This window comes from Thermohahella caldifontis, assembly GCF_041153465.1.
Lineage (GTDB): Bacteria > Pseudomonadota > Gammaproteobacteria > Pseudomonadales > Oleiphilaceae > Thermohahella > Thermohahella caldifontis.
Genome location: NZ_CP154858.1, coordinates 889,162 through 906,607, shown reverse-complemented (window position 1 = coordinate 906,607; position 17,446 = coordinate 889,162). Strand labels below are relative to the sequence as shown.

The window sequence follows — 17,446 nt, the reverse complement described above, 5'->3', positions numbered from 1 at the left end:
GCGCACACATCAGGTGGTGCTCCGGTTCATTCCTTTTCGTGTCTGAAGTCAAGACTGTTCAGATGCCGGATCACTTCGGCCCGGATGCGCTGTTCAATCTGCGGCAGGTACTCGGCAACCACCTTTTGAGTGGTCAGATGAATGATGCGCTCAAGGTCAGGATGACGCAGATCCTGGATGCTCTGTGAAGCAGCCGCGCCCAATACGGCGGTCTGAGTACGCTTCTGCTCGACCCGCTGTTTCATCAGTTCGGCAAACTGGCGGTTGAATTCCTCCCGCTCGCGGGCAAGGCGCTCCAGGTGCTCGTAGGGCAAAAACGGGTTGCGCCCCTTGGGTTTGGTTTCTGCCTCAGGTTCCCTGATCGGGTCCTCAAGCAGCGGAATGATGTCGTCAGCTGTGTGTGCGTTTTGTGTGGCCATGCGTGTCCTTCCTGTATGGAGATGTGTGACTGTTGTTGTTATGGGGTGCTTCATGCGCATCCTGCGCGACACCGGATGGAATCCCATCCTTCTGTCAAGCGTAGTGTAAATTTATGTAATTGACCAGTGGCCGATCGGGATATGCCGGATGGATGGTCAGATATGACGGGACGATGGCGAGCATCGTCCCGTGGGGTGCCCGTCAGGCGCGGGCGAGGAGGAAGCGGGTCAGCAGCGGAACCGGGCGGCCGGTGGCTCCCTTGTCCTTGCCGGAGCGCCAGGCCGTGCCGGCGATGTCCAGGTGCGCCCATTTCTGGTCACGCACGAAGCGGGACAGGAAACAGGCGGCAGTAATGGTGCCGGCCGGGCGTCCGCCAATATTGGCCATGTCGGCGAACGGGCTCTTGAGCTGTTCCTGATAGTCATCCCACAGGGGCAGTTGCCAGGCCTTGTCTGCCGCCTCACGGCTGGCCTTCAACAGTTCCGCAGCCAGATCGTCGTCATTGGCAAGGAGTCCGGTTGCCACATGCCCCAGTGCGATGATGCAGGCACCGGTCAGGGTCGCGATGTCCACAATACTGCGGGGGTTGTAACGCTGAGCATAGGTCAGGGCATCGCACAGCACCAGGCGCCCTTCCGCATCCGTATTGAGAATTTCAACCGTCTGCCCGGAAAGGGTTCTGACGATATCTCCGGGTCGGGTGGCATTACCGTCCGGCATGTTCTCCGCGGCGGCGATGATGCCGATCACATGGACGGGCGCGTCCAGTTCGGCCAGCGCACGCAGGGTGCCGAACACGCTGGCGGCGCCGCCCATGTCATATTTCATTTCGTCCATGGCTTCACCGGGTTTCAGGCTGATGCCCCCGCTGTCAAAGGTGATGCCCTTGCCGACCAGAATGTCCGGCTCACGTCCTTCGGCGCCCGGACCGGTGTATTCCATGATGATCAGTCGGGGTGGATTGGCACTGCCGCGGGCCACCGCCAGCAGGGCGCCCATCCCCAGTTCTTCCATGTCCTTCTCGTTCAGGACAGTGGTCTGAAGGCGGTCGAAGGATGTCGCCAGCTGCCGGGCCTGCTCCGCCAGGTATTCCGGGTTGCAGACGTTGCCGGGCGTGTTGGCCAGATCACGTGTCAGCTTCATGCCGGTGGCAATGGCGGCTGCCTGTTCGACAGCCGCAGTCACGGTGCCGGCATCCCCTTCACTCAGTACCAGTGTGCAATCCGTCTCGGGCAGGGATTCCTGTTCGCTCATGAACTGATCGAAACGGTATCGGGCGGCCTCCAGCTCGATGACCCACTGGCCGGCCTGCCAGGCGGCATCACGCCCTTGCGTGCAGACTTCGGCCAGCGTGCAGGCCAGATGACGTGCCTGTTTCTCCGCCGTCGCCGCCTGTGCGGCCGATTTGAGCACCTTCAGGCAGTCTGCTTCTTTCAGGGGCAACTTGCCCGCGCCGACACAGATAACCCGCTTGACCGTTTCGTCGGTCAGATACAGGGTGCGGGTTTCGCCCGCCTTGACGCTCAGATTGCCGGATTCGCGCTGCTGGCGGATGATGCCGCCCAGCCGGGCATCCAGTTGTTGTGTGGTCTGCAGCGTGTTGTCTTCATCCAGGGCAATGATCCAGGTGTCCGCCTGGAACCTGTTGATATCCGCAAGTTGGACTGTGTAGGTCATCCTCGTTTCCTCACAAAGGGTGGTACGGCCAATTCTGGTGAAACCTGCACGTTTCTGCAGTCCGTAGTTCTGCGTGTCCGGTATCCGGAGGCTTTGTGCAGGCCTGACCTCGAAATTCCTGGTAACGATGGTATCATGAGCGCTTCTTGTTTGGAGCCCTGTTCTGAATGGCGATCATTCCCCGCTACCTCTTCCGGCAGCTTTTCGTGACCATGCTCGCGGTGAGTGGCGTGCTCGTGCTCATCTTCATGAGTGGCCGGTTCATCAAGTATCTGGGTGAAGTGGCAGCGGGCAAGTGGGCGGCAGATATCGTGCTGGCCATCATGGCCTACCGGATGCCCCAGTTCCTGGAGCTGATCATTCCCCTGAGCCTGTTCATGGCCATCCTGCTTTCTTATGGCCGCATGTACATCGAAAGCGAAATGGTGGTGCTCAGGGCCAGCGGCATGGGGCCCACGGACCTGGTGCTGAAAACCTTTGTCACCGCCTTGCCGGTCATGATTCTGGTGGGCTGGATGAGCCTTTGGGTGACACCCCAAGGCATGCAGAAGGTGGATGAGCTGTTCGTGGAACAGAGCCGGAAAACCGAGTTCGACATGCTCGCCCCCGGCCGCTTTCAGGCGTTGAGAACCGGAGGGCGGGTGACCTATACCGAGTCATTGTCGGAGGACAGGCGGGTACTTTCCGGAGTTTTCATTTCCGAGAAGGATCCGCTGCGAAACAGTCTTTCCGTCGTGGTGGCCAAACGGGGGACTCAGTTCATTGATCCGGAAACAGGCAGTCGCTTTCTCATTTTGCACGAGGGGCAGCGCTACGAAGGCCGGCCGGGTGAGGCGGACTACAAGGTCATCGAGTTCCGCGAATACGGGGTGAAAATCGCGGATGCCCCGGCAGAGGCCCGACAACCTCGCGACGAAGCCATTCCCACCATGGAGCTGATGCAGGCCAGTGACGCCAAGTCGGTGGCACTGCTGCAGTGGCGGCTTTCCATCCCGTTGCTGGTACCTATCGTCACATTGCTGGCCATTCCGCTGTCACGGGTCAACCCCCGCCAGGGGCGGTATTTCAAGCTGCTGCCCGCCATGCTGCTGTACATCAGTTATCTCGGTTTGCTGATCTTTGCCCGCAAGCAGATCGAGAAGGGGCGCGTGCCGGCGGAATTGGGCATGTGGTGGGTGCATGGCCTCTATCTGATCATTGCCCTCTGGCTGCTTTACAGTGAGTCGTTGCGGTTGTGGTGGAAGCGGAGGGCGGTCCGTGCGGCGGCTTGACCGGTACATTGTATCCACCGTGGCCGGTGCCATGTTTCTGGTGCTGGTGGTCGTGCTTGCACTGGATCTGGTGTTTGCCCTGATTGGCGAGATGGAGGATATCAAGGGTGAGTACCAGATTCTTCAGGCGCTGATGTATATCTCCTATACCATCCCCAGGCGGATCTACGACTACCTGCCGCTGGCGGCTTTCATTGGCGCCCTGGCCGGGCTGGGTGTGCTGGCCAATACCAGTGAGCTGACGGTGATGCGTGCAGCGGGCGTTTCCATCCGCCGTATTGCCTGGTCCACGCTGAAGCCTGCGCTGGTCATCATTCTGGCAGGCATGCTGCTCGGTGAGTATGTGGCGCCGTTCACCGAGCGCGTGGCCAAAACCTACAAGTCGCTGGCACGGGGGGAGGCGGAAACCATCAGTTCCAGTACCGGTTTATGGCACCGGGAAGGCAATACCTTCATGCACTTCAATGCCGTGCAGCCCAAGGGTGTCCTCCTCGGGGTGCAGTTGTTCGAGTTTGATGAAACCGGTCGCTTGCAGAAGGCGGTTGAAGCCCGCCGGGCCCTGTTTCAGGGGGATCACTGGCTGCTGTACGATGTGCGCGAGACGCAGCTTGGCGCGCAACAGACCACGGTTTCACGGCATGCCACCCGACCCTGGCAGTCAGAGCTGGCACCTGATGTGCTGGGAGTGCTGGTGCTGGATCCGGATTACCTTTCCATACGCGGGCTGAGCACCTATATCGGCTACCTGTCGGAACAGGGTCTCAATGCAGACCGTTATCAGCTCAGCTTCTGGAACAAGGTGCTGAGGCCTCTCGCCACGGCTGTGCTGGTCCTCGTGGCCATTTCATTCATCTTCGGGCCGCTGCGGTCAGTGACCATGGGCTTTCGGGTGTTCTGTGGCATTCTGGTGGGACTTGTCTTCAAGTACATGCAGGACATGCTCGGGCCGGCCAGTGTGGTCTATGGATTCCATCCCGCACTGGCCGTGGCGTTGCCCATCCTCATCAGCGCCATTGCAGCGACGCTTCTGTTTCGCCGTATCCGCTAGAATCTGTGCACAGAGCCCGGGCGTCGGCAGCGTATCCCCTGTCCGGCGGAAACCTGGCCCACGGTTCAGCCCCTTGCATGATGGCTCGCACTTTCCGGATTTCGATCTACACTTCAACACGGATACCAACATTCTCGCAAGGTGGAGTAAACATGCCCGCATTGTCCTTTCGCAGCAAGATCATTGTGTTGAGTGCCAGCCTGCTGGTGTTGTGTCTGGGAGCGTTTTCCTGGGGAACTATGTATTCCTGGCCAATCATGTCGAAAACAACCTCAGACAGGGCGTGGATGAGGTCGGCCGGGCTGCTTCCACCAATATCGCCAACTGGCTGAATGCAAGGCTGGATATCGTCCGGGCCGTCGCGCAGGCTGCCGCCAAGGCACCGGACAGGGAAAGCATCCGCGATATTGCCGTAATCGGTGCAAAAGCCGGAGGCTTTGATGTCTATGTGGGGACGGATGACGGCACCATGACCATGCATGATCCGGCGCAGGAAGCCCAGCTGCCTCAAGGTTATGATCCCCGCAAACGGCCCTGGTACACGCTGGCAAAGGGACTGGGCGGGAAAGGCGGTTTCACCGAACCCTATCGTGATGCCTCCAGCGGAGACCTGATTATTACGGCCGCCGCGGCATTCTCGGGTCACCAAACCGGGGTGGCCGGCGGTGATCTGTCTCTGAAAATGGTTTCGGACATTGTCAATGCGGTGGACTTTTTCGGGATGGGGTCGGCGTTCCTGGTTTCGGAGAGCGGCAAGATTCTGGTGCATGAGGACAAGTCATTTGCCGATCAGCCGCTTTCTGCCCTGTTCGGGAAAGCGGCACTGAAGCTGGACGGGCAGCTTCAGGATGCGGAAGCCTCGGGCAAATCCGTTCTCGTGTCGTTCCTGCCGATTGACGGCGTGCCGAACATTCACTGGAAAATCGGTATCGTGATTGATCGTGACAAGGCCTATGCCCAGATGGCCGCTTTCCGGAATTCGGCGGTGCTGGCGACGGTGCTGGGCGTGGTTCTGGTTGTCGGCCTGATGTCGCTGCTTCTGGGCCGTCTCATGCGTCCCCTGGTTCAACTGGGCAACGCCATGGATGATTTGTCGCAGGGACAGGGTGACCTGACACGCAGGCTGGATGTGGTGAGCGAGGACGAGATCGGTCGTCTGGCTAAAGGCTTCAATCAGTTTGTGGAGAAAATTCATCTGCTGGTACGTGATGTGGTGGACTCGGTGGTCACGTTGCGTGGATCCGTGGAAGAAATGTCCCGGATTGCCCAGGAAACCAGCGAACAGGTTGACCGTCAGCGGCACGAAACGGACATGGTGGCGACCGCCGTCAACGAGATGTCCGCGGCCGCTCACGAGATCGCACAGAATGCACAGCAGGCTGCGGAAGCGGCCCAGCATGCGGATGAGGAGGGTGAGCAGGTCAAGCGGATTGTGGATGAAGCCGTTGCATCCATTGAGCAGCTTTCCCGCCAGATTGGTGATGCCTCGGATGTGATCAATACGCTGGGCAGCGACGTCAACAGTATCGTTTCAGTGCTCAGCGTCATTCGCGGCATTGCGGAGCAAACCAACCTGCTGGCACTCAATGCGGCCATCGAGGCTGCCCGTGCCGGCGATGCGGGACGGGGATTTGCCGTGGTTGCTGATGAAGTCCGCGCACTGGCCAGCAAGACGCAGGAAAGCACGGAAGAAATTCAGAACACCATTGAGCGCTTGCAGGCCGCATCCAACCGCGCCGTTGCCGTCATGGGCGAGAGTCGGGCGAGCGGCGAGCATACGGTGGAGAAGGCGCGTTCTGCCGGAACGTCCCTGGACAGCATCGCCGAAGCCATTGGCACCATTTCGTCCATGAACACTCAGATTGCCGCGGCTTCCGAAGAGCAGACTGCCGTGACGGAGGACATCAGCCGCTCCATTACCACGATTGCAGATTCGGCCGACCAGACCGCTGCCGGCACGCGGGAGGCGGCTGAAACCGCTCAGAAACTTGCCGAACTGGGCAATCATCTGAGCGAACTGGTAGCAAAATTCAGAGTGTAGGGGGAACTTTTTTGGGGCAGAGGGGGTCTGAGCTGCTACCACTTGGTCATAACAATCAAATCAGGAGCAACACATGAATACCTCTCGAGCCCCCTTGCCTGCAGCCAAGCGTCATCCTGCCACCCTCAAGACCGCAGCCGGACTGTCTGCCGGAGTCCTCATGGCCGCTTTGAGCGGAACACTCGCCTGGGCTGGCTGTGCACCCTGCAATCCCTGCAAGGCCAAAAAAGCCTGGATGAATCCTTGCGCGGCCAAAAACCCGTGTGCTGCAAAGCATCCCTGTGCAGCGAAAACCAAAGCGATGAATCCTTGCGCAGCGAAGAATCCCTGTGCGGCCAAAGCCACAAATCCCTGTGCGGCCAAGGTCCGAACGCTGGTCAAGCGGCCGGATGATTACAAGCCTTACCGTGGTGACGCGAAGGCCCTGCTGGCGTTGGGCAAGAAGCTGTATGGTGACAGCAGCCTGAGCAGCAACGGGCTTTCCTGCCAGACCTGTCATACGGGTGGCGCCGGGTTCACGGCGGGTTTCGCCAAGCCGTATCCCCACAAGGTGGGCATGGCAGCCAATCAGTACGGCATTCCCTCCATTCAGCTGGATGAAATGATACAGCTTTGCCTGGTTGCGCCCATGCAGAGCAAGCCCTTGCCATGGAAAAGCAAGGAGTTGGCGGCTTTGACGGCCTATGTGGCACAGGTTCAGAAAGGCTTCAACCCCTGCGCGGCCAAGAATCCTTGCGCGGCCAAGAACCCTTGCGCGGCCAAGAACCCCTGCGCGGCCAAGAACCCCTGCGCGGCCAAGAACCCCTGCGCGGCGAAGAACCCTTGTGCGGCGAAGAACCCCTGTGCAGCGGGTTGAAGTACTTGACCTGCCATCATTTACGGCGACCAGTGGTCGCCGTTTTTGATGCGGAATCCACGGTGTGACGAGATGAATATGCCTGCCATGTTTGATTTTTCTTCACGGGAAGCGTCGGCCCTGACGCTGCTCCGATGTCAGGAGGCGTTGGAAAAAGGCGAGACCAACGTCGTGGCAGAGGTGCTCAAGGGGCAGGGAACCTTTTATGAAATGAATCATTACCCGGAGGGCGATGTCTTTGATACGTCATCCGGCAGTCAGTATTACTACCATGCTCACCGGGGGCCGGAACAGGAGCATGGTCATTTTCACCTGTTTCTCAGGGTCAGTGCGTTTGACAAGGACATTGCGCCCGCACGTGGCGAGGAAGTATCGGAGCACTGGCCGGAGGGCGATGAAGCGCTGATGCATCTGGTCGGCATCAGCATGGATGCGTACGGTCTTCCTCAGGGCCTGTTCGTCACCAACCGCTGGGTCACGGACGAAACCTGGTTCAGTGCAGAAGATGTCATCCGTCACCTGGACCGCTTCGCTGTGACCCATGCCACCCCCAACTGGGCGGTAAACCTCTGGCTCACGGCCTTTCTGCGGTTGTTTCGTGAGGAGATCATCGCCTTGATCCGGGAGCGTGACAGGCAGATTGCGGCGGCCCGCAAGTCCGCCCCCGGAGCCGATGTGCTGGAGGACCGGCATCTGGAGATCCTGGCCTGGCAACCCGTTGATCTGGCAGCCACGCTGGCTCCATTTGTCCGAAAATGACGCAGAAGTCATTGCATGAAACATGATGCTGTATATAATTACAGTATCAATGACGTGATGAGGACAGACTGATGCGTGTTACAGGCAACGATTCAACGCTGTGCATTGAAATGGCCATCCATCAGGTCAAGGTCATGTACTGGTTCCGCCGGGTAGGTGATCAGTGGGTCAAGTACAAGCGCGAGTGTATCTCACGCCTGCACTGAGACGCCCGGTTGCCGGATCAGGCATTGAGGCGGAAGCGTGATATGGCTGTATTGAGTCGTTCAGCCATGGTGCTGAGCTGAACGCTGGCCTGGCTGTTCACGTTTGCGGTTTCGTTGACCTCCGAAGCCAGCTGACTGATATTCATGATGCTCCGGTCAATGTTCTCTGCGGCCTGAGTCTGTTCCGTGGTTGCAGTGGAGATGTGCTGCATGGCTTCGGAGATTTCTTCGACAGCGGAAAGGGCGTCCTGAATGGCCTCCGCTGTCTTGTCCGAATGATTCTGAGTTGTCCGGGCACGTTCCACATTGCGTTGCATGCGCTCCACTGACTGCCGGGCAACTGATTGAAGATTTTCGATGACGGACTGGATTTCGTCCGTCGAATTCCCGGTTTTCTGGGCCAGAGTGCGCACTTCATCCGCGACTACCGCAAAACCGCGTCCCTGATCGCCGGCACGTGCGGCTTCAATGGCTGCGTTGAGTGCCAGCAGATTGGTCTGTTCCGAGATTCCCCGGATCACATCCAGAACGGAACTGATGGACTCGGCACGATGGGAAACATCGTCCACAGCTTCGGCTGCATCGCGGATGCTGTTGGCCAGATGCGCCATGATGCCCTTTGCGGTAGTCACGGTTTCGTGGCTGTGCAGACAGGCCTGCTGGGCACGTATCGCCACCTCCGTCGTGTTCCGCGTATGATCATTGATGCCCTTGACGGTTACTGTCATCTCATTGGAAGCGGTGGCCACCAGATCCGTTTCCTGCTGAAGCTGTTCGGCGTTTTGTCGGGTGGCCTGCGCGTTGTCTCTTGCCTGGCGTGCCGTTTCCGTCAGCTGCAATGAAAGGGCTCTCATGTCTTCCATTATGGAGGCGAAGGTATCCAGCATGGTATTGACTGCCTGGCCAATTGCGCCGATTTCGTTGTTGCGGGTGTAGTGAACGCGGCGTGTCAGGTCGTGATCCCGTCCGATGCTTTCAATGACCCGATGGAGTCGTTGTATGGGGCGGGTAATGGATTGTGAGACGGCCAGCCCGACCAACAGCGCCAGCACCAGGGTGCCGCCCATGATGCCGGGCACCACTGCTGCCAGGGTTTCTCCTTGTTCCAGTACTGCCCCGGTACCGGCCTGGACATGCTGCGCTGCAACGGCAACCTTGTCTGCCGCCTGCAGTACCCCGGTACTGGCCTGGCTGACACGCTGGCCGGTTTCCTCAAGTATGGATTCGAAGGTGGCATTCATGGCCATGCTGGCGCTTTGTGCCTGAGCGATCTTGGAGGCCACACGTTTTCTCGGTTCATCCCGGATCAATCGTTCGATGGCCTGACCAATGGCAGAATTGAAGTCATCCAGATAGACATTGACCACATCAATTGCCTCGGCAAGGCCCTCATCCATGCCGGCTATGGTGGCCAGTTGTGAGCGGAGTTGTGCTTCGGCCTCATCGCCGTTGCGGGTGGACTGTTCATCCCCCGTCGCGGCAGCATTCAGTCGCCAGTAGACATATTGAGAGTAGAGCGCGTAGGCGCGCTGGGTCGCGGACTGAAGGTCAATCAGCGCTTTCTGGCTTCGGCTGAGCCGGGTCTGGCCTTCCACTGCCGCCTGCTGGGCCTGAACCTGGGCTGACTGGCTGCGGATGACTTCAACCATATCCGAAATCCGGGACATCAGGAATCCATATCCCAGTGCTGAAACCAGAGCAACGGCGAGGCACAATATCAGTGTCCTCTGAAAAATGGTCAGACTGAACGTTGTGCGATCCGGATCGGACATGGCGATCACCTCATTTTTCTGATCTGATAAGCTTAGACGACCGTGACGAATTTGCAGGAGCCAATATGGACAACCGTTGGGTGCTGGTGAGGAAGGCAAGGGTGTTTGCACCCGAAGATCAGGGTATCCGTGACGTGCTGATGGGTGCCGGAAAGATACTGGCGTTGTCCGAACCGGACGCGCTGTCGTCAGGTCCCTTTGACGTTTCTGACGTGGAACATGGTATTCAGGAGACTTTCGGGTGAGACTGGCGGATACCTTTACCATTGTGCTGTTGCCGGATTATTGTCTGCTCAGCGCGGCCAACGTGATCAAGCCCCTGCAGGATGTGCTGGCCCTGGACGGGCGAGAAGGTGAGGGGATTTCCCTGTGGCAACTGCGGGAAAAAAATGTCCCCGGTCCGATTCGGGCTGAAGCCCTGACAGGGCCGGTCGTGGCCTCGCACCTCGTGCTGATTGGTGGCAATCGGGCAAGCTGGCCGGATGAGGATCAGGCCGTCTGGCTTGAAACCATGACTGCCAAGGCTGAGTGGGTCATGGCGACCGGTTCGGCGTCGGCCTGGCTGGTGTCCTCGGGGAGGCTGAAGCAAGGCAAGGTCAGTGCACCCGAGTTGCTGCTGGATCCGGCACGGGTTTCGCCGGGCATCCGGTTGTCGTCCGACCTCTTCAGCATTGAGGGCAAACTGACCACCTGCCGCGCGGGGACAGCGCCACTGGATGCATTGCTGTTCTGGTTCCGACGCTGGCTCGGGGCCGAAGCGGCACAAAGCCTGGCGCATGGCTGGGTTCAGGAGCGTGTGGGCGGCACGCCGGCCAGGGTCCGGCGCCTTCCTGACAGACAAGCCGTACAGGAGGCGCCGTTGCTCATGGAGGCCATCCGGCTGATGGAGGCGAATGTGGAAGAGCCGCTGACCACCGATGACCTGTCCGGCCATCTGGGCATTTCCCGCCGACAGCTGGAGCGCTGGTTCCGGAAATATCTCGATACGGTGCCGTCACGCTATTACAAGGAAATCCGTCTGGAAGCGGCACGTGAGAAAGTGCGCGCAACTCGTCTGCCGCTGGCGGAAATTGCGGTGGCATGCGGTTTCAGTTCCGCAGCCCATTTCGCCACCGCTTACCGGGATCGTTACGGTTGCACACCATCTCAGGACCGGGAACAGGTTTCCGGAGAAAAAATCTGAAAGCCGGTGTCGCATTCCTGAAACGCGTATCCGGCCTTTCCCTTCTACAATCACCCTGACAACAACTGCTGAATGCCTATCGGGGTGAATCACATGACAGAACCTGTACTCAATCGCGACCTGTTTGACGAAGTAATGGTGCCCAATTATGCGCCGGGCAAGATCATTCCCGTACGTGGCCAGGGATCCCGCGTCTGGGATCAGGACGGGCGGGAATACGTGGACTTTGCCGGCGGGATTGCCGTGACAGCTTTGGGCCATGCTCACCCCGAGCTGGTGGAGGCGCTGGTCGAACAGGCCAACAAGCTCTGGCATGTCTCCAATGTCCTGACCACGGAACCGGCCCTGCTGCTGGCTCACAAGCTGACCCGGCTGACCTTTGCGGAAAAGGTGTTCTTTGCCAATTCCGGCGGGGAAGCCAACGAGGCGGCATTCAAGCTGGCCCGGCGTTATGCCTGGGAGCATTTTGGCCCGGAGAAGCATGAAATTGTTTCCTGTCTGAGCAGTTTCCATGGCCGGACCCTGTTTACCGTGACGGTGGGTGGTCAGAACAAGTATCGCGAAGGTTTCGAGCCGGTGCCGGCAGGCGTCACCCATGTCCCGTTCAATGATATCGAAGCCCTGGAAGCGGCCATTACCGATCGCACCTGCGCCTTTGTGGTGGAACCCGTGCAGGGGGAGGGGGGCATTACGCCTGCCAGCGAGATCTATCTGAAGAAAGCCCGTGAGCTGTGTGACCGCCATAACGCACTCCTGATCTTTGATGAAGTGCAGACCGGCGTGGGCCGGACCGGCCACCTGTATGCGTACATGAAATACGGGGTCACACCTGACATCCTGACCACCGCCAAGGCGCTCGGGGGCGGCTTCCCCATTGCGGCCATGCTGACCACTACCAGGGTTGCCGCGTCACTCAAGGTCGGCACCCATGGCTCCACCTATGGCGGCAACCCCATGGGCTGTGCAGTGGCTGCAAAAGTGCTGGATATCGTCATGCGTGACGGCGTACTGGAGGGCGTTCAGACACGTCACGAGCGGATTGTCGCCGGACTGCGTGACATCAATACCCGCCACAACGCCTTTCGCAGCATCCGCGGGGCCGGCCTGCTCATCGGTGCCGAAGTGGAAGACGCCTGGAAGGGGCAGGCCAAGGCCTTTGTCACGGCAGCACTGGAAGAAGGACTGCTGGCATTGGTTGCCGGCCCGGATGTGGTGCGGTTTGCGCCTTCGCTGATCATTCCCGAAGCGGATATCGACGATGGCTTGGCGCGATTCGAGCGTGCGGTTGCACGCGTGGTCAGGGGGTGAGACGATGACGGCATACCGGGTAAGGCCCGCCCGCCACGAAGACGTGCCGGGGATCGAGCGCCTGCTGGCGCAAATGGATGTCCGGGTATCCACGCTGCCTGTTGACCGGGACAAGCTGGCTGAGAAGATTTCGCAATCCTGTCTGGCCTTTGAGGGTGATCCGTCCGTTGCTGGCCGGGAGCGCTATCTGTTTGTCCTCGAAGATACGGAGAGCGGCGAGATTCTGGGAACCTCGGGTATCGACCGCTGTGCCGGCAACGGCGCACCGTTCTACAACTACCGGATGGACGAACTGATTCACTCCTCCCATCAGCTCGGTGTGTTCAACACGGTGCCCGTCCTTTACATGACCCATGAACTGACCGGGCGATCGCTGCTTTGCTCGCTGACCTTCGACAAGCAGAAGGTGGACCAGGCGGGACGGGAACTGCTGTCCCGTGCCCGCTTTCTGTTCATGCATCTGAACGCCGAACGCTTCGATCCGCGTGTCATCGTCGAGATTCAGGGTGTGCAGACCCCGGAGGGGCAGTCGCCCTTCTGGGACAGCCTGGGACGGCACTTTTTCGACATGGACTTTGCCACCGCTGACTATTATTCCTCCATCAAGAGCAAGACCTTCATTGCGGAAATGATGCCCGCCCATCCCATCTATGTCTCCCTGCTCACGGACGCGGCACGGGAGGCGATTGGTCAGCCCCATCCGGCAGCGTCTGCCAACTGTCAGCTCCTCCATCGGGAAGGGTTCCGGATCGGGAAATATATCGACATCTTTGATGGCGGCCCGACGCTGGAAGCCAGCCTGGATCAGATCAATACCGTCAAGCATGCACGCAGCAAGCAGGTCCGGCTGACGCCGGGTACCATGGGACTCAGCTATCTGATGGGCGTTCAGCAGGAAAACGGATTTGTCGCCACACTGGTCAAGCTAACGGACGGCATGGGAGACGTCCTGCGCGTGCCGGAGCGTGCGGCTCAAATGCTCGAACTCAATGATGGCGATCAGGTCATCTACAGTCCGCTATAAGGGGAATGATGACATGATGATCATACGACCTGTACAACCTTCCGATCTGGATGGTGTTTATGCACTGGCGGAAAGTGCCGGCGTGGGCGTGACCACGCTGCCCGCCAACCGTGAGTTTCTGGCGGCCCGTATCGAGGCGGCACGCCAGGCCTTCCATCGCGAAGGGGATCCCCGAAGTAGCTATTACATGTTCGTGCTGGAAGATACCGGGCAGGAGCGCGTGGCAGGCGTCTGTGCCATTGATGCGGGCGTCGGCCTGAAGGATGTCTGGTACAACTACCGTCTGAGCAATACGGTGAATGCTTCATCGGAACTGGGGATTCATCGCCAGACACCGACCCTGTATCTCTCCAATGACATGACGGGCTGCAGCGAAGTCTGCACCCTGTTCCTGCACGAAGATTACCGCAAGGGCGCGAACGGAAGGTTGTTGTCGCTTTCCCGTTTCCTGTTCATGGCCGATTTCAGGGAATGCTTTGCCGAAAAGGTCTTTGCTGAAATGCGCGGCGTGTCGGACGAGCAGGGCAACGCACCCTTCTGGGAAGGTCTGGGCCGCAAGTTCTTCACGCTGGATTTCTCCTATGCCGATTACCTCACCGGCCTGGGGAACAAGTCCTTCATTGCCGAACTCATGCCGAAGTATCCCATCTTCGTGCCCTTCCTGCCGCAGAGTGCTCAGGAAGTGATCGGCAAGGTGCATGAAAACACCGGGCCTGCGCTGCACATGCTCACCACCGAGGGCTTCAACTTCAATGGCATGATCGACATCTTCGATGCCGGCCCGCTGGTGGAAGCCTTCGTGCACAACGTCCGCAGCGTGAGGGAAAGTTTCAAGCGTTATGCACTGGTGTCAGGAGATGATGCGCCGGCAGCTCACTGGCAGGGGGATGAACTTTACATGGTCTCCAACCGCCGGTTCGAGGATTTTCGTGTGGCACTGGTGCCGGGCAAATCCATCAAGATTGATACCGTTACCCTGTCCCACTCGATGGCCGGGCACCTGCAGGTCGGCTCCGGGGACACGGTACGGTTGGTTCGGCTGAAGCCGGGGAGAAAAGGTCAATGAAGCTGACAGGCGAAAACAGACTGGGTCATCAGTGGGTGACCGGCCAGGGTGCCTTGCTGGAAAGCCGCAATGCGGTGACCGGCGAAACGGTATGGCAGGGCCACATGGCGTCACCGGCACAGGTGGACGAGGCGGTGCGGCAATCCCGCGAGGCCTTCCGGGGCTGGCGTCGGATGCCCCTGGAAGGGCGGATCGGAATCCTCAATCGCTGGGCGGACGTGCTCAAGAGCCATTCGGAGGAATTGGCTACATTGATCGGCCGCGAGACGGGCAAGCCCCTCTGGGAATCCCGGACGGAAGTGGCGGCCATGATCGGCAAGGTGCCGCTCTCCATCCAGGCCTATCATGAGCGGACCGGCTACAAGGAGTCGGACGTGGCCGCGGGACACGCGATCCTGCAGCACCGGCCGCATGGGGTGGTGGCCGTGTTTGGCCCGTACAACTTTCCCGGACATCTGCCAAACGGGCACATCGTGCCGGCGTTGCTGGCCGGCAATACGGTTGTGTTCAAGCCCAGTGAACAGACTCCGGCCGTGGCGGAGTTCATGGTCCGCCTGTGGGATGAAACCGGCCTGCCCGAAGGCGTGCTGTCTCTGGTTCAGGGAGAACGGGAGACCGGCATCGCGCTGGCCAATCATCCGGACATTGACGGCCTGTTCTTCACCGGCAGTTCCGCGACCGGCCACGCCATCCACAAGGCATTTTCAGGCCATCCCGAGAAAATTCTGGCGCTCGAGATGGGTGGCAACAATCCGTTGATTGCCGAACCCGTGAAGGCGCGGGCCGGTGCCATCCATCATGTGCTGTTTTCGGCCTTTGTTTCAGCCGGGCAGCGATGCACCTGTGCCCGGCGGCTGCTGGTTCAGGCAGGTACAGAGGGCGACGCGCTGCTTGAGGATATTGTCCGGGCGGCAGGACAACTCAGGGTGGGAGCCTGGAATGCCGACCCGCAACCTTTCATGGGAGGACTGATTTCTGCCCGGGCAGGGGAAGCCATCCTGGCCGCCCAGAAGCGATTGGTGGAGCTGGGCGGAAATCTTCTGCTCGAAAGCAGGCCGCTGGAGAACAATACGGCACTGCTGACACCCGGTATTGTGGACGTGACAGCCATCCGGGACCTGCCGGACGAGGAGTACTTCGGTCCGCTGCTTCAGGTACAGCGTTACCATACCTTCGAAGAGGCTCTGGAACTGGCCAATCGCACCCGATACGGGCTCGCCGCGGGCCTCATCAGTGATGACCGGCAACGTTTTGAAATGTTCATGGAAGAGATCCGGGCCGGCATTGTCAACTGGAACAAACCGCTGACCGGGGCCAGCAGCGCGGCACCCTTCGGGGGAATCGGCGCCAGCGGAAATCACCGACCCAGTGCCTACTACGCGGCGGATTATTGTGCCTGGCCCATGGCATCGCTGGTGGACGATACCGCCAGAGCTCCAGAAAACCTGTCTCCGGGGATGACATTATGACAGCACATGAAGTGAACTTTGACGGCTTGGTCGGGCCCACCCACAACTACAGCGGCCTTTCCTACGGCAACGTGGCCTCCCAGAAACACGGGCACCAGCCTGCCAATCCGCGTGAAGCGGCGCTCCAGGGCCTCCGGAAGATGAAGGCCCTGCATGACATGGGGTACAAGCAGGGGATTCTGCTGCCCCATGAGCGACCGGACATTCACACCCTGCGCAGGCTCGGGTTCGAGGGCAGCGAGCGCGAAGTGCTGCTGGCTGCCGGCAGAGAGGCTCCGGAAATCCTTGCGGCGGTATCCTCGGCTTCGGCCATGTGGACAGCCAATGCCGCCACGGTCTCTCCGGGTGCGGACACCGCCGATGGCCGGGTACATTTCACGCCCGCCAACCTGACGGCAAAATTCCACCGCTCCATCGAGCACCCGACCACCGGGCGCATTCTGCGAGCGATCTTCCGGGACGAGCAACTGTTCGCGCATCATCCGGCACTGCCGGGGCAGATCCATTTCGGTGACGAGGGTGCGGCCAACCACACCCGCTTTTGTGCCGAATACGGGGCGCCGGGTGTGGAACTGTTCGTCTATGGCAGGTCGGCATTTGATACCAGCAAGCCCGCGCCGAAAAAGTATCCTGCACGGCAGACGCTCGAAGCGTGCCAGGCCATTGCCCGTCTGCACGGACTGCCGGAATCCAGGGTGGTGTACGCGCAACAGAATCCGGAAGTGGTGGACAAGGGGGTTTTCCACAATGACGTGATTGCCGTCGGCAATGGTAACGTGCTCTTCTATCATGAGGATGCCTTTCTCAATACCGCACAGGTCCTGAATGAGATCGAGCAGAAGCTTGAAGGTGCGCTGTTCAAGACCATCTGCGTCCCGCGTGATCAGGTCAGTGTGGAGGATGCGGTGGAGTCGTACCTCTTCAACAGCCAGTTGCTGACACGGGCGGATGGCAACATGCTGCTGGTTGTACCACAGGAATGCGAAACCCATCCGCGAGTGAAGGCGTATCTGGATTCGCTGGTCGGCAGTGGTGGTCCCATCCGTGAAGTGCGTGTCTTCGACCTGAAACAGAGCATGCGCAATGGTGGCGGGCCTGCCTGCCTGCGTCTCCGTGTGGTCCTGACTGACGCGCAGCTGGCAGCGGTCACACCCGGTGTCATGATGTCCGAAGCGCTCTACGAGCAGCTGGTGGCTTGGGTGGAAAGGCATTACCGGGATCAGATCCTGCCCCGTGATCTGGCGGATCCGTCCCTGCTCAACGAATGCCGGACGGCGCTGGATGAACTGACGCAGATCACCGGCGTGGGCAGCGTCTATCCTTTCCAGCTTGCCGGCGCCTGAGTC

The 17,446-nt window shown here is 59.6% G+C and carries 16 protein-coding genes; 13 read left to right on the top strand and 3 right to left on the bottom strand.

Annotated features, from left to right (window positions below; translation table 11 throughout):
• Positions 1 to 26: 26 nt before the first annotated feature.
• Both AAIA72_RS04365 and AAIA72_RS04360 read right to left on the bottom strand, forming a co-directional pair.
• The gene (locus AAIA72_RS04365; protein WP_369602207.1) at positions 27 to 419 is read right to left on the bottom strand and encodes a hypothetical protein; all 393 of its coding nucleotides are present in this window, start codon (positions 417 to 419) and stop codon (positions 27 to 29) included.
• 202 nt (positions 420 to 621) lie between these two features.
• On the bottom strand, positions 622 to 2,097 hold the full coding sequence (locus tag AAIA72_RS04360) for a leucyl aminopeptidase (RefSeq protein WP_369602206.1): 1,476 nt from the start codon (positions 2,095 to 2,097) through the stop codon (positions 622 to 624).
• A gap of 167 nt (positions 2,098 to 2,264) precedes the next feature.
• Between AAIA72_RS04360 and lptF the strand changes: the two genes are divergently transcribed.
• The 6 genes from lptF (at position 2,265) to AAIA72_RS04330 (ending at position 8,278) form a co-directional block, all read left to right on the top strand.
• Positions 2,265 to 3,368, top strand: coding sequence for an LPS export ABC transporter permease LptF (lptF, locus tag AAIA72_RS04355; RefSeq protein ID WP_369602205.1), 1,104 nt, complete (start codon positions 2,265 to 2,267; stop codon positions 3,366 to 3,368).
• Positions 3,355 to 4,416 (top strand): LPS export ABC transporter permease LptG, encoded by a 1,062-nt coding sequence (gene lptG / locus AAIA72_RS04350; RefSeq protein ID WP_369602204.1) that lies wholly within the window; start codon positions 3,355 to 3,357, stop codon positions 4,414 to 4,416. Before lptF ends, lptG begins: the two co-directional genes overlap by 14 nt.
• A gap of 211 nt (positions 4,417 to 4,627) precedes the next feature.
• On the top strand, positions 4,628 to 6,457 hold the full coding sequence (locus AAIA72_RS04345) for a methyl-accepting chemotaxis protein (protein ID WP_369602203.1): 1,830 nt from the start codon (positions 4,628 to 4,630) through the stop codon (positions 6,455 to 6,457).
• 73 nt (positions 6,458 to 6,530) lie between these two features.
• Complete coding sequence (locus AAIA72_RS04340) at positions 6,531 to 7,313, top strand: c-type cytochrome (protein WP_369602202.1); 783 nt, start codon at positions 6,531 to 6,533, stop codon at positions 7,311 to 7,313.
• Positions 7,314 to 7,400: 87 nt separating this feature from the next.
• Complete coding sequence (locus AAIA72_RS04335; protein WP_369602201.1) at positions 7,401 to 8,072, top strand: hypothetical protein; 672 nt, start codon at positions 7,401 to 7,403, stop codon at positions 8,070 to 8,072.
• 71 nt (positions 8,073 to 8,143) lie between these two features.
• A complete protein-coding gene (locus AAIA72_RS04330) occupies positions 8,144 to 8,278 on the top strand; it encodes a hypothetical protein (protein ID WP_369602200.1) in 135 nt (44 codons plus the stop codon).
• Positions 8,279 to 8,295: 17 nt separating this feature from the next.
• Here the strand turns inward: AAIA72_RS04330 and AAIA72_RS04325 are convergent, their stop codons facing one another.
• On the bottom strand, positions 8,296 to 10,050 hold the full coding sequence (locus tag AAIA72_RS04325) for a methyl-accepting chemotaxis protein (RefSeq protein WP_369602199.1): 1,755 nt from the start codon (positions 10,048 to 10,050) through the stop codon (positions 8,296 to 8,298).
• A 65-nt stretch (positions 10,051 to 10,115) separates the two neighbouring features.
• Here AAIA72_RS04325 and AAIA72_RS04320 point away from each other — a divergent pair, with 65 nt between their 5' ends.
• The 7 genes from AAIA72_RS04320 to astB all read left to right on the top strand — a co-directional run bounded on the left by AAIA72_RS04320 (position 10,116) and on the right by astB (position 17,443).
• A complete protein-coding gene (locus AAIA72_RS04320) occupies positions 10,116 to 10,295 on the top strand; it encodes a hypothetical protein (RefSeq protein WP_369602198.1) in 180 nt (59 codons plus the stop codon).
• Positions 10,292 to 11,233, top strand: a complete 942-nt coding sequence (locus AAIA72_RS04315; RefSeq protein ID WP_369602197.1) for a GlxA family transcriptional regulator — start codon at positions 10,292 to 10,294, stop codon at positions 11,231 to 11,233. Before AAIA72_RS04320 ends, AAIA72_RS04315 begins: the two co-directional genes overlap by 4 nt.
• A 93-nt stretch (positions 11,234 to 11,326) precedes the next feature.
• The gene (locus AAIA72_RS04310) at positions 11,327 to 12,541 is read left to right on the top strand and encodes an aspartate aminotransferase family protein (protein ID WP_369602196.1); all 1,215 of its coding nucleotides are present in this window, start codon (positions 11,327 to 11,329) and stop codon (positions 12,539 to 12,541) included.
• A gap of 4 nt (positions 12,542 to 12,545) precedes the next feature.
• Positions 12,546 to 13,565 (top strand): arginine N-succinyltransferase, encoded by a 1,020-nt coding sequence (locus AAIA72_RS04305; RefSeq protein WP_369602195.1) that lies wholly within the window; start codon positions 12,546 to 12,548, stop codon positions 13,563 to 13,565.
• Positions 13,566 to 13,578: 13 nt separating this feature from the next.
• Entirely contained in the window at positions 13,579 to 14,631 is a 1,053-nt protein-coding gene (gene astA, locus AAIA72_RS04300) for an arginine N-succinyltransferase (RefSeq protein ID WP_369602194.1), read from the top strand.
• Entirely contained in the window at positions 14,628 to 16,100 is a 1,473-nt protein-coding gene (astD, locus tag AAIA72_RS04295) for a succinylglutamate-semialdehyde dehydrogenase (protein WP_369602193.1), read from the top strand. The genes astA and astD overlap by 4 nt, the downstream gene beginning before the upstream one ends.
• Positions 16,097 to 17,443, top strand: a complete 1,347-nt coding sequence (astB, locus tag AAIA72_RS04290; RefSeq protein WP_369602192.1) for an N-succinylarginine dihydrolase — start codon at positions 16,097 to 16,099, stop codon at positions 17,441 to 17,443. Before astD ends, astB begins: the two co-directional genes overlap by 4 nt.
• The last annotated feature ends 3 nt before the right edge of the window (positions 17,444 to 17,446 follow it).

Excerpts from the sequence above, each read along its gene's own strand:
- AAIA72_RS04340 (WP_369602202.1), top strand. The coding sequence starts at position 6,531 with ATGAATACCTCTCGAGCCCCCTTGCCTGCAGCCAAGCGTCATCCTGCC.
- AAIA72_RS04360 (WP_369602206.1), bottom strand. The coding sequence starts at position 2,097 with ATGACCTACACAGTCCAACTTGCGGATATCAACAGGTTCCAGGCGGAC.
- AAIA72_RS04305 (WP_369602195.1), top strand. The coding sequence starts at position 12,546 with ATGACGGCATACCGGGTAAGGCCCGCCCGCCACGAAGACGTGCCGGGG.
- astB (WP_369602192.1), top strand. The coding sequence starts at position 16,097 with ATGACAGCACATGAAGTGAACTTTGACGGCTTGGTCGGGCCCACCCAC.
- AAIA72_RS04320 (WP_369602198.1), top strand. The coding sequence starts at position 10,116 with ATGGACAACCGTTGGGTGCTGGTGAGGAAGGCAAGGGTGTTTGCACCC.
- AAIA72_RS04310 (WP_369602196.1), top strand. The coding sequence starts at position 11,327 with ATGACAGAACCTGTACTCAATCGCGACCTGTTTGACGAAGTAATGGTG.
- astA (WP_369602194.1), top strand. The coding sequence starts at position 13,579 with ATGATGATCATACGACCTGTACAACCTTCCGATCTGGATGGTGTTTAT.
- AAIA72_RS04335 (WP_369602201.1), top strand. The coding sequence starts at position 7,401 with ATGTTTGATTTTTCTTCACGGGAAGCGTCGGCCCTGACGCTGCTCCGA.
- lptF (WP_369602205.1), top strand. The coding sequence starts at position 2,265 with ATGGCGATCATTCCCCGCTACCTCTTCCGGCAGCTTTTCGTGACCATG.
- AAIA72_RS04365 (WP_369602207.1), bottom strand. The coding sequence starts at position 419 with ATGGCCACACAAAACGCACACACAGCTGACGACATCATTCCGCTGCTT.
- astD (WP_369602193.1), top strand. The coding sequence starts at position 14,628 with ATGAAGCTGACAGGCGAAAACAGACTGGGTCATCAGTGGGTGACCGGC.
- AAIA72_RS04330 (WP_369602200.1), top strand. The coding sequence starts at position 8,144 with ATGCGTGTTACAGGCAACGATTCAACGCTGTGCATTGAAATGGCCATC.
- AAIA72_RS04325 (WP_369602199.1), bottom strand. The coding sequence starts at position 10,050 with ATGTCCGATCCGGATCGCACAACGTTCAGTCTGACCATTTTTCAGAGG.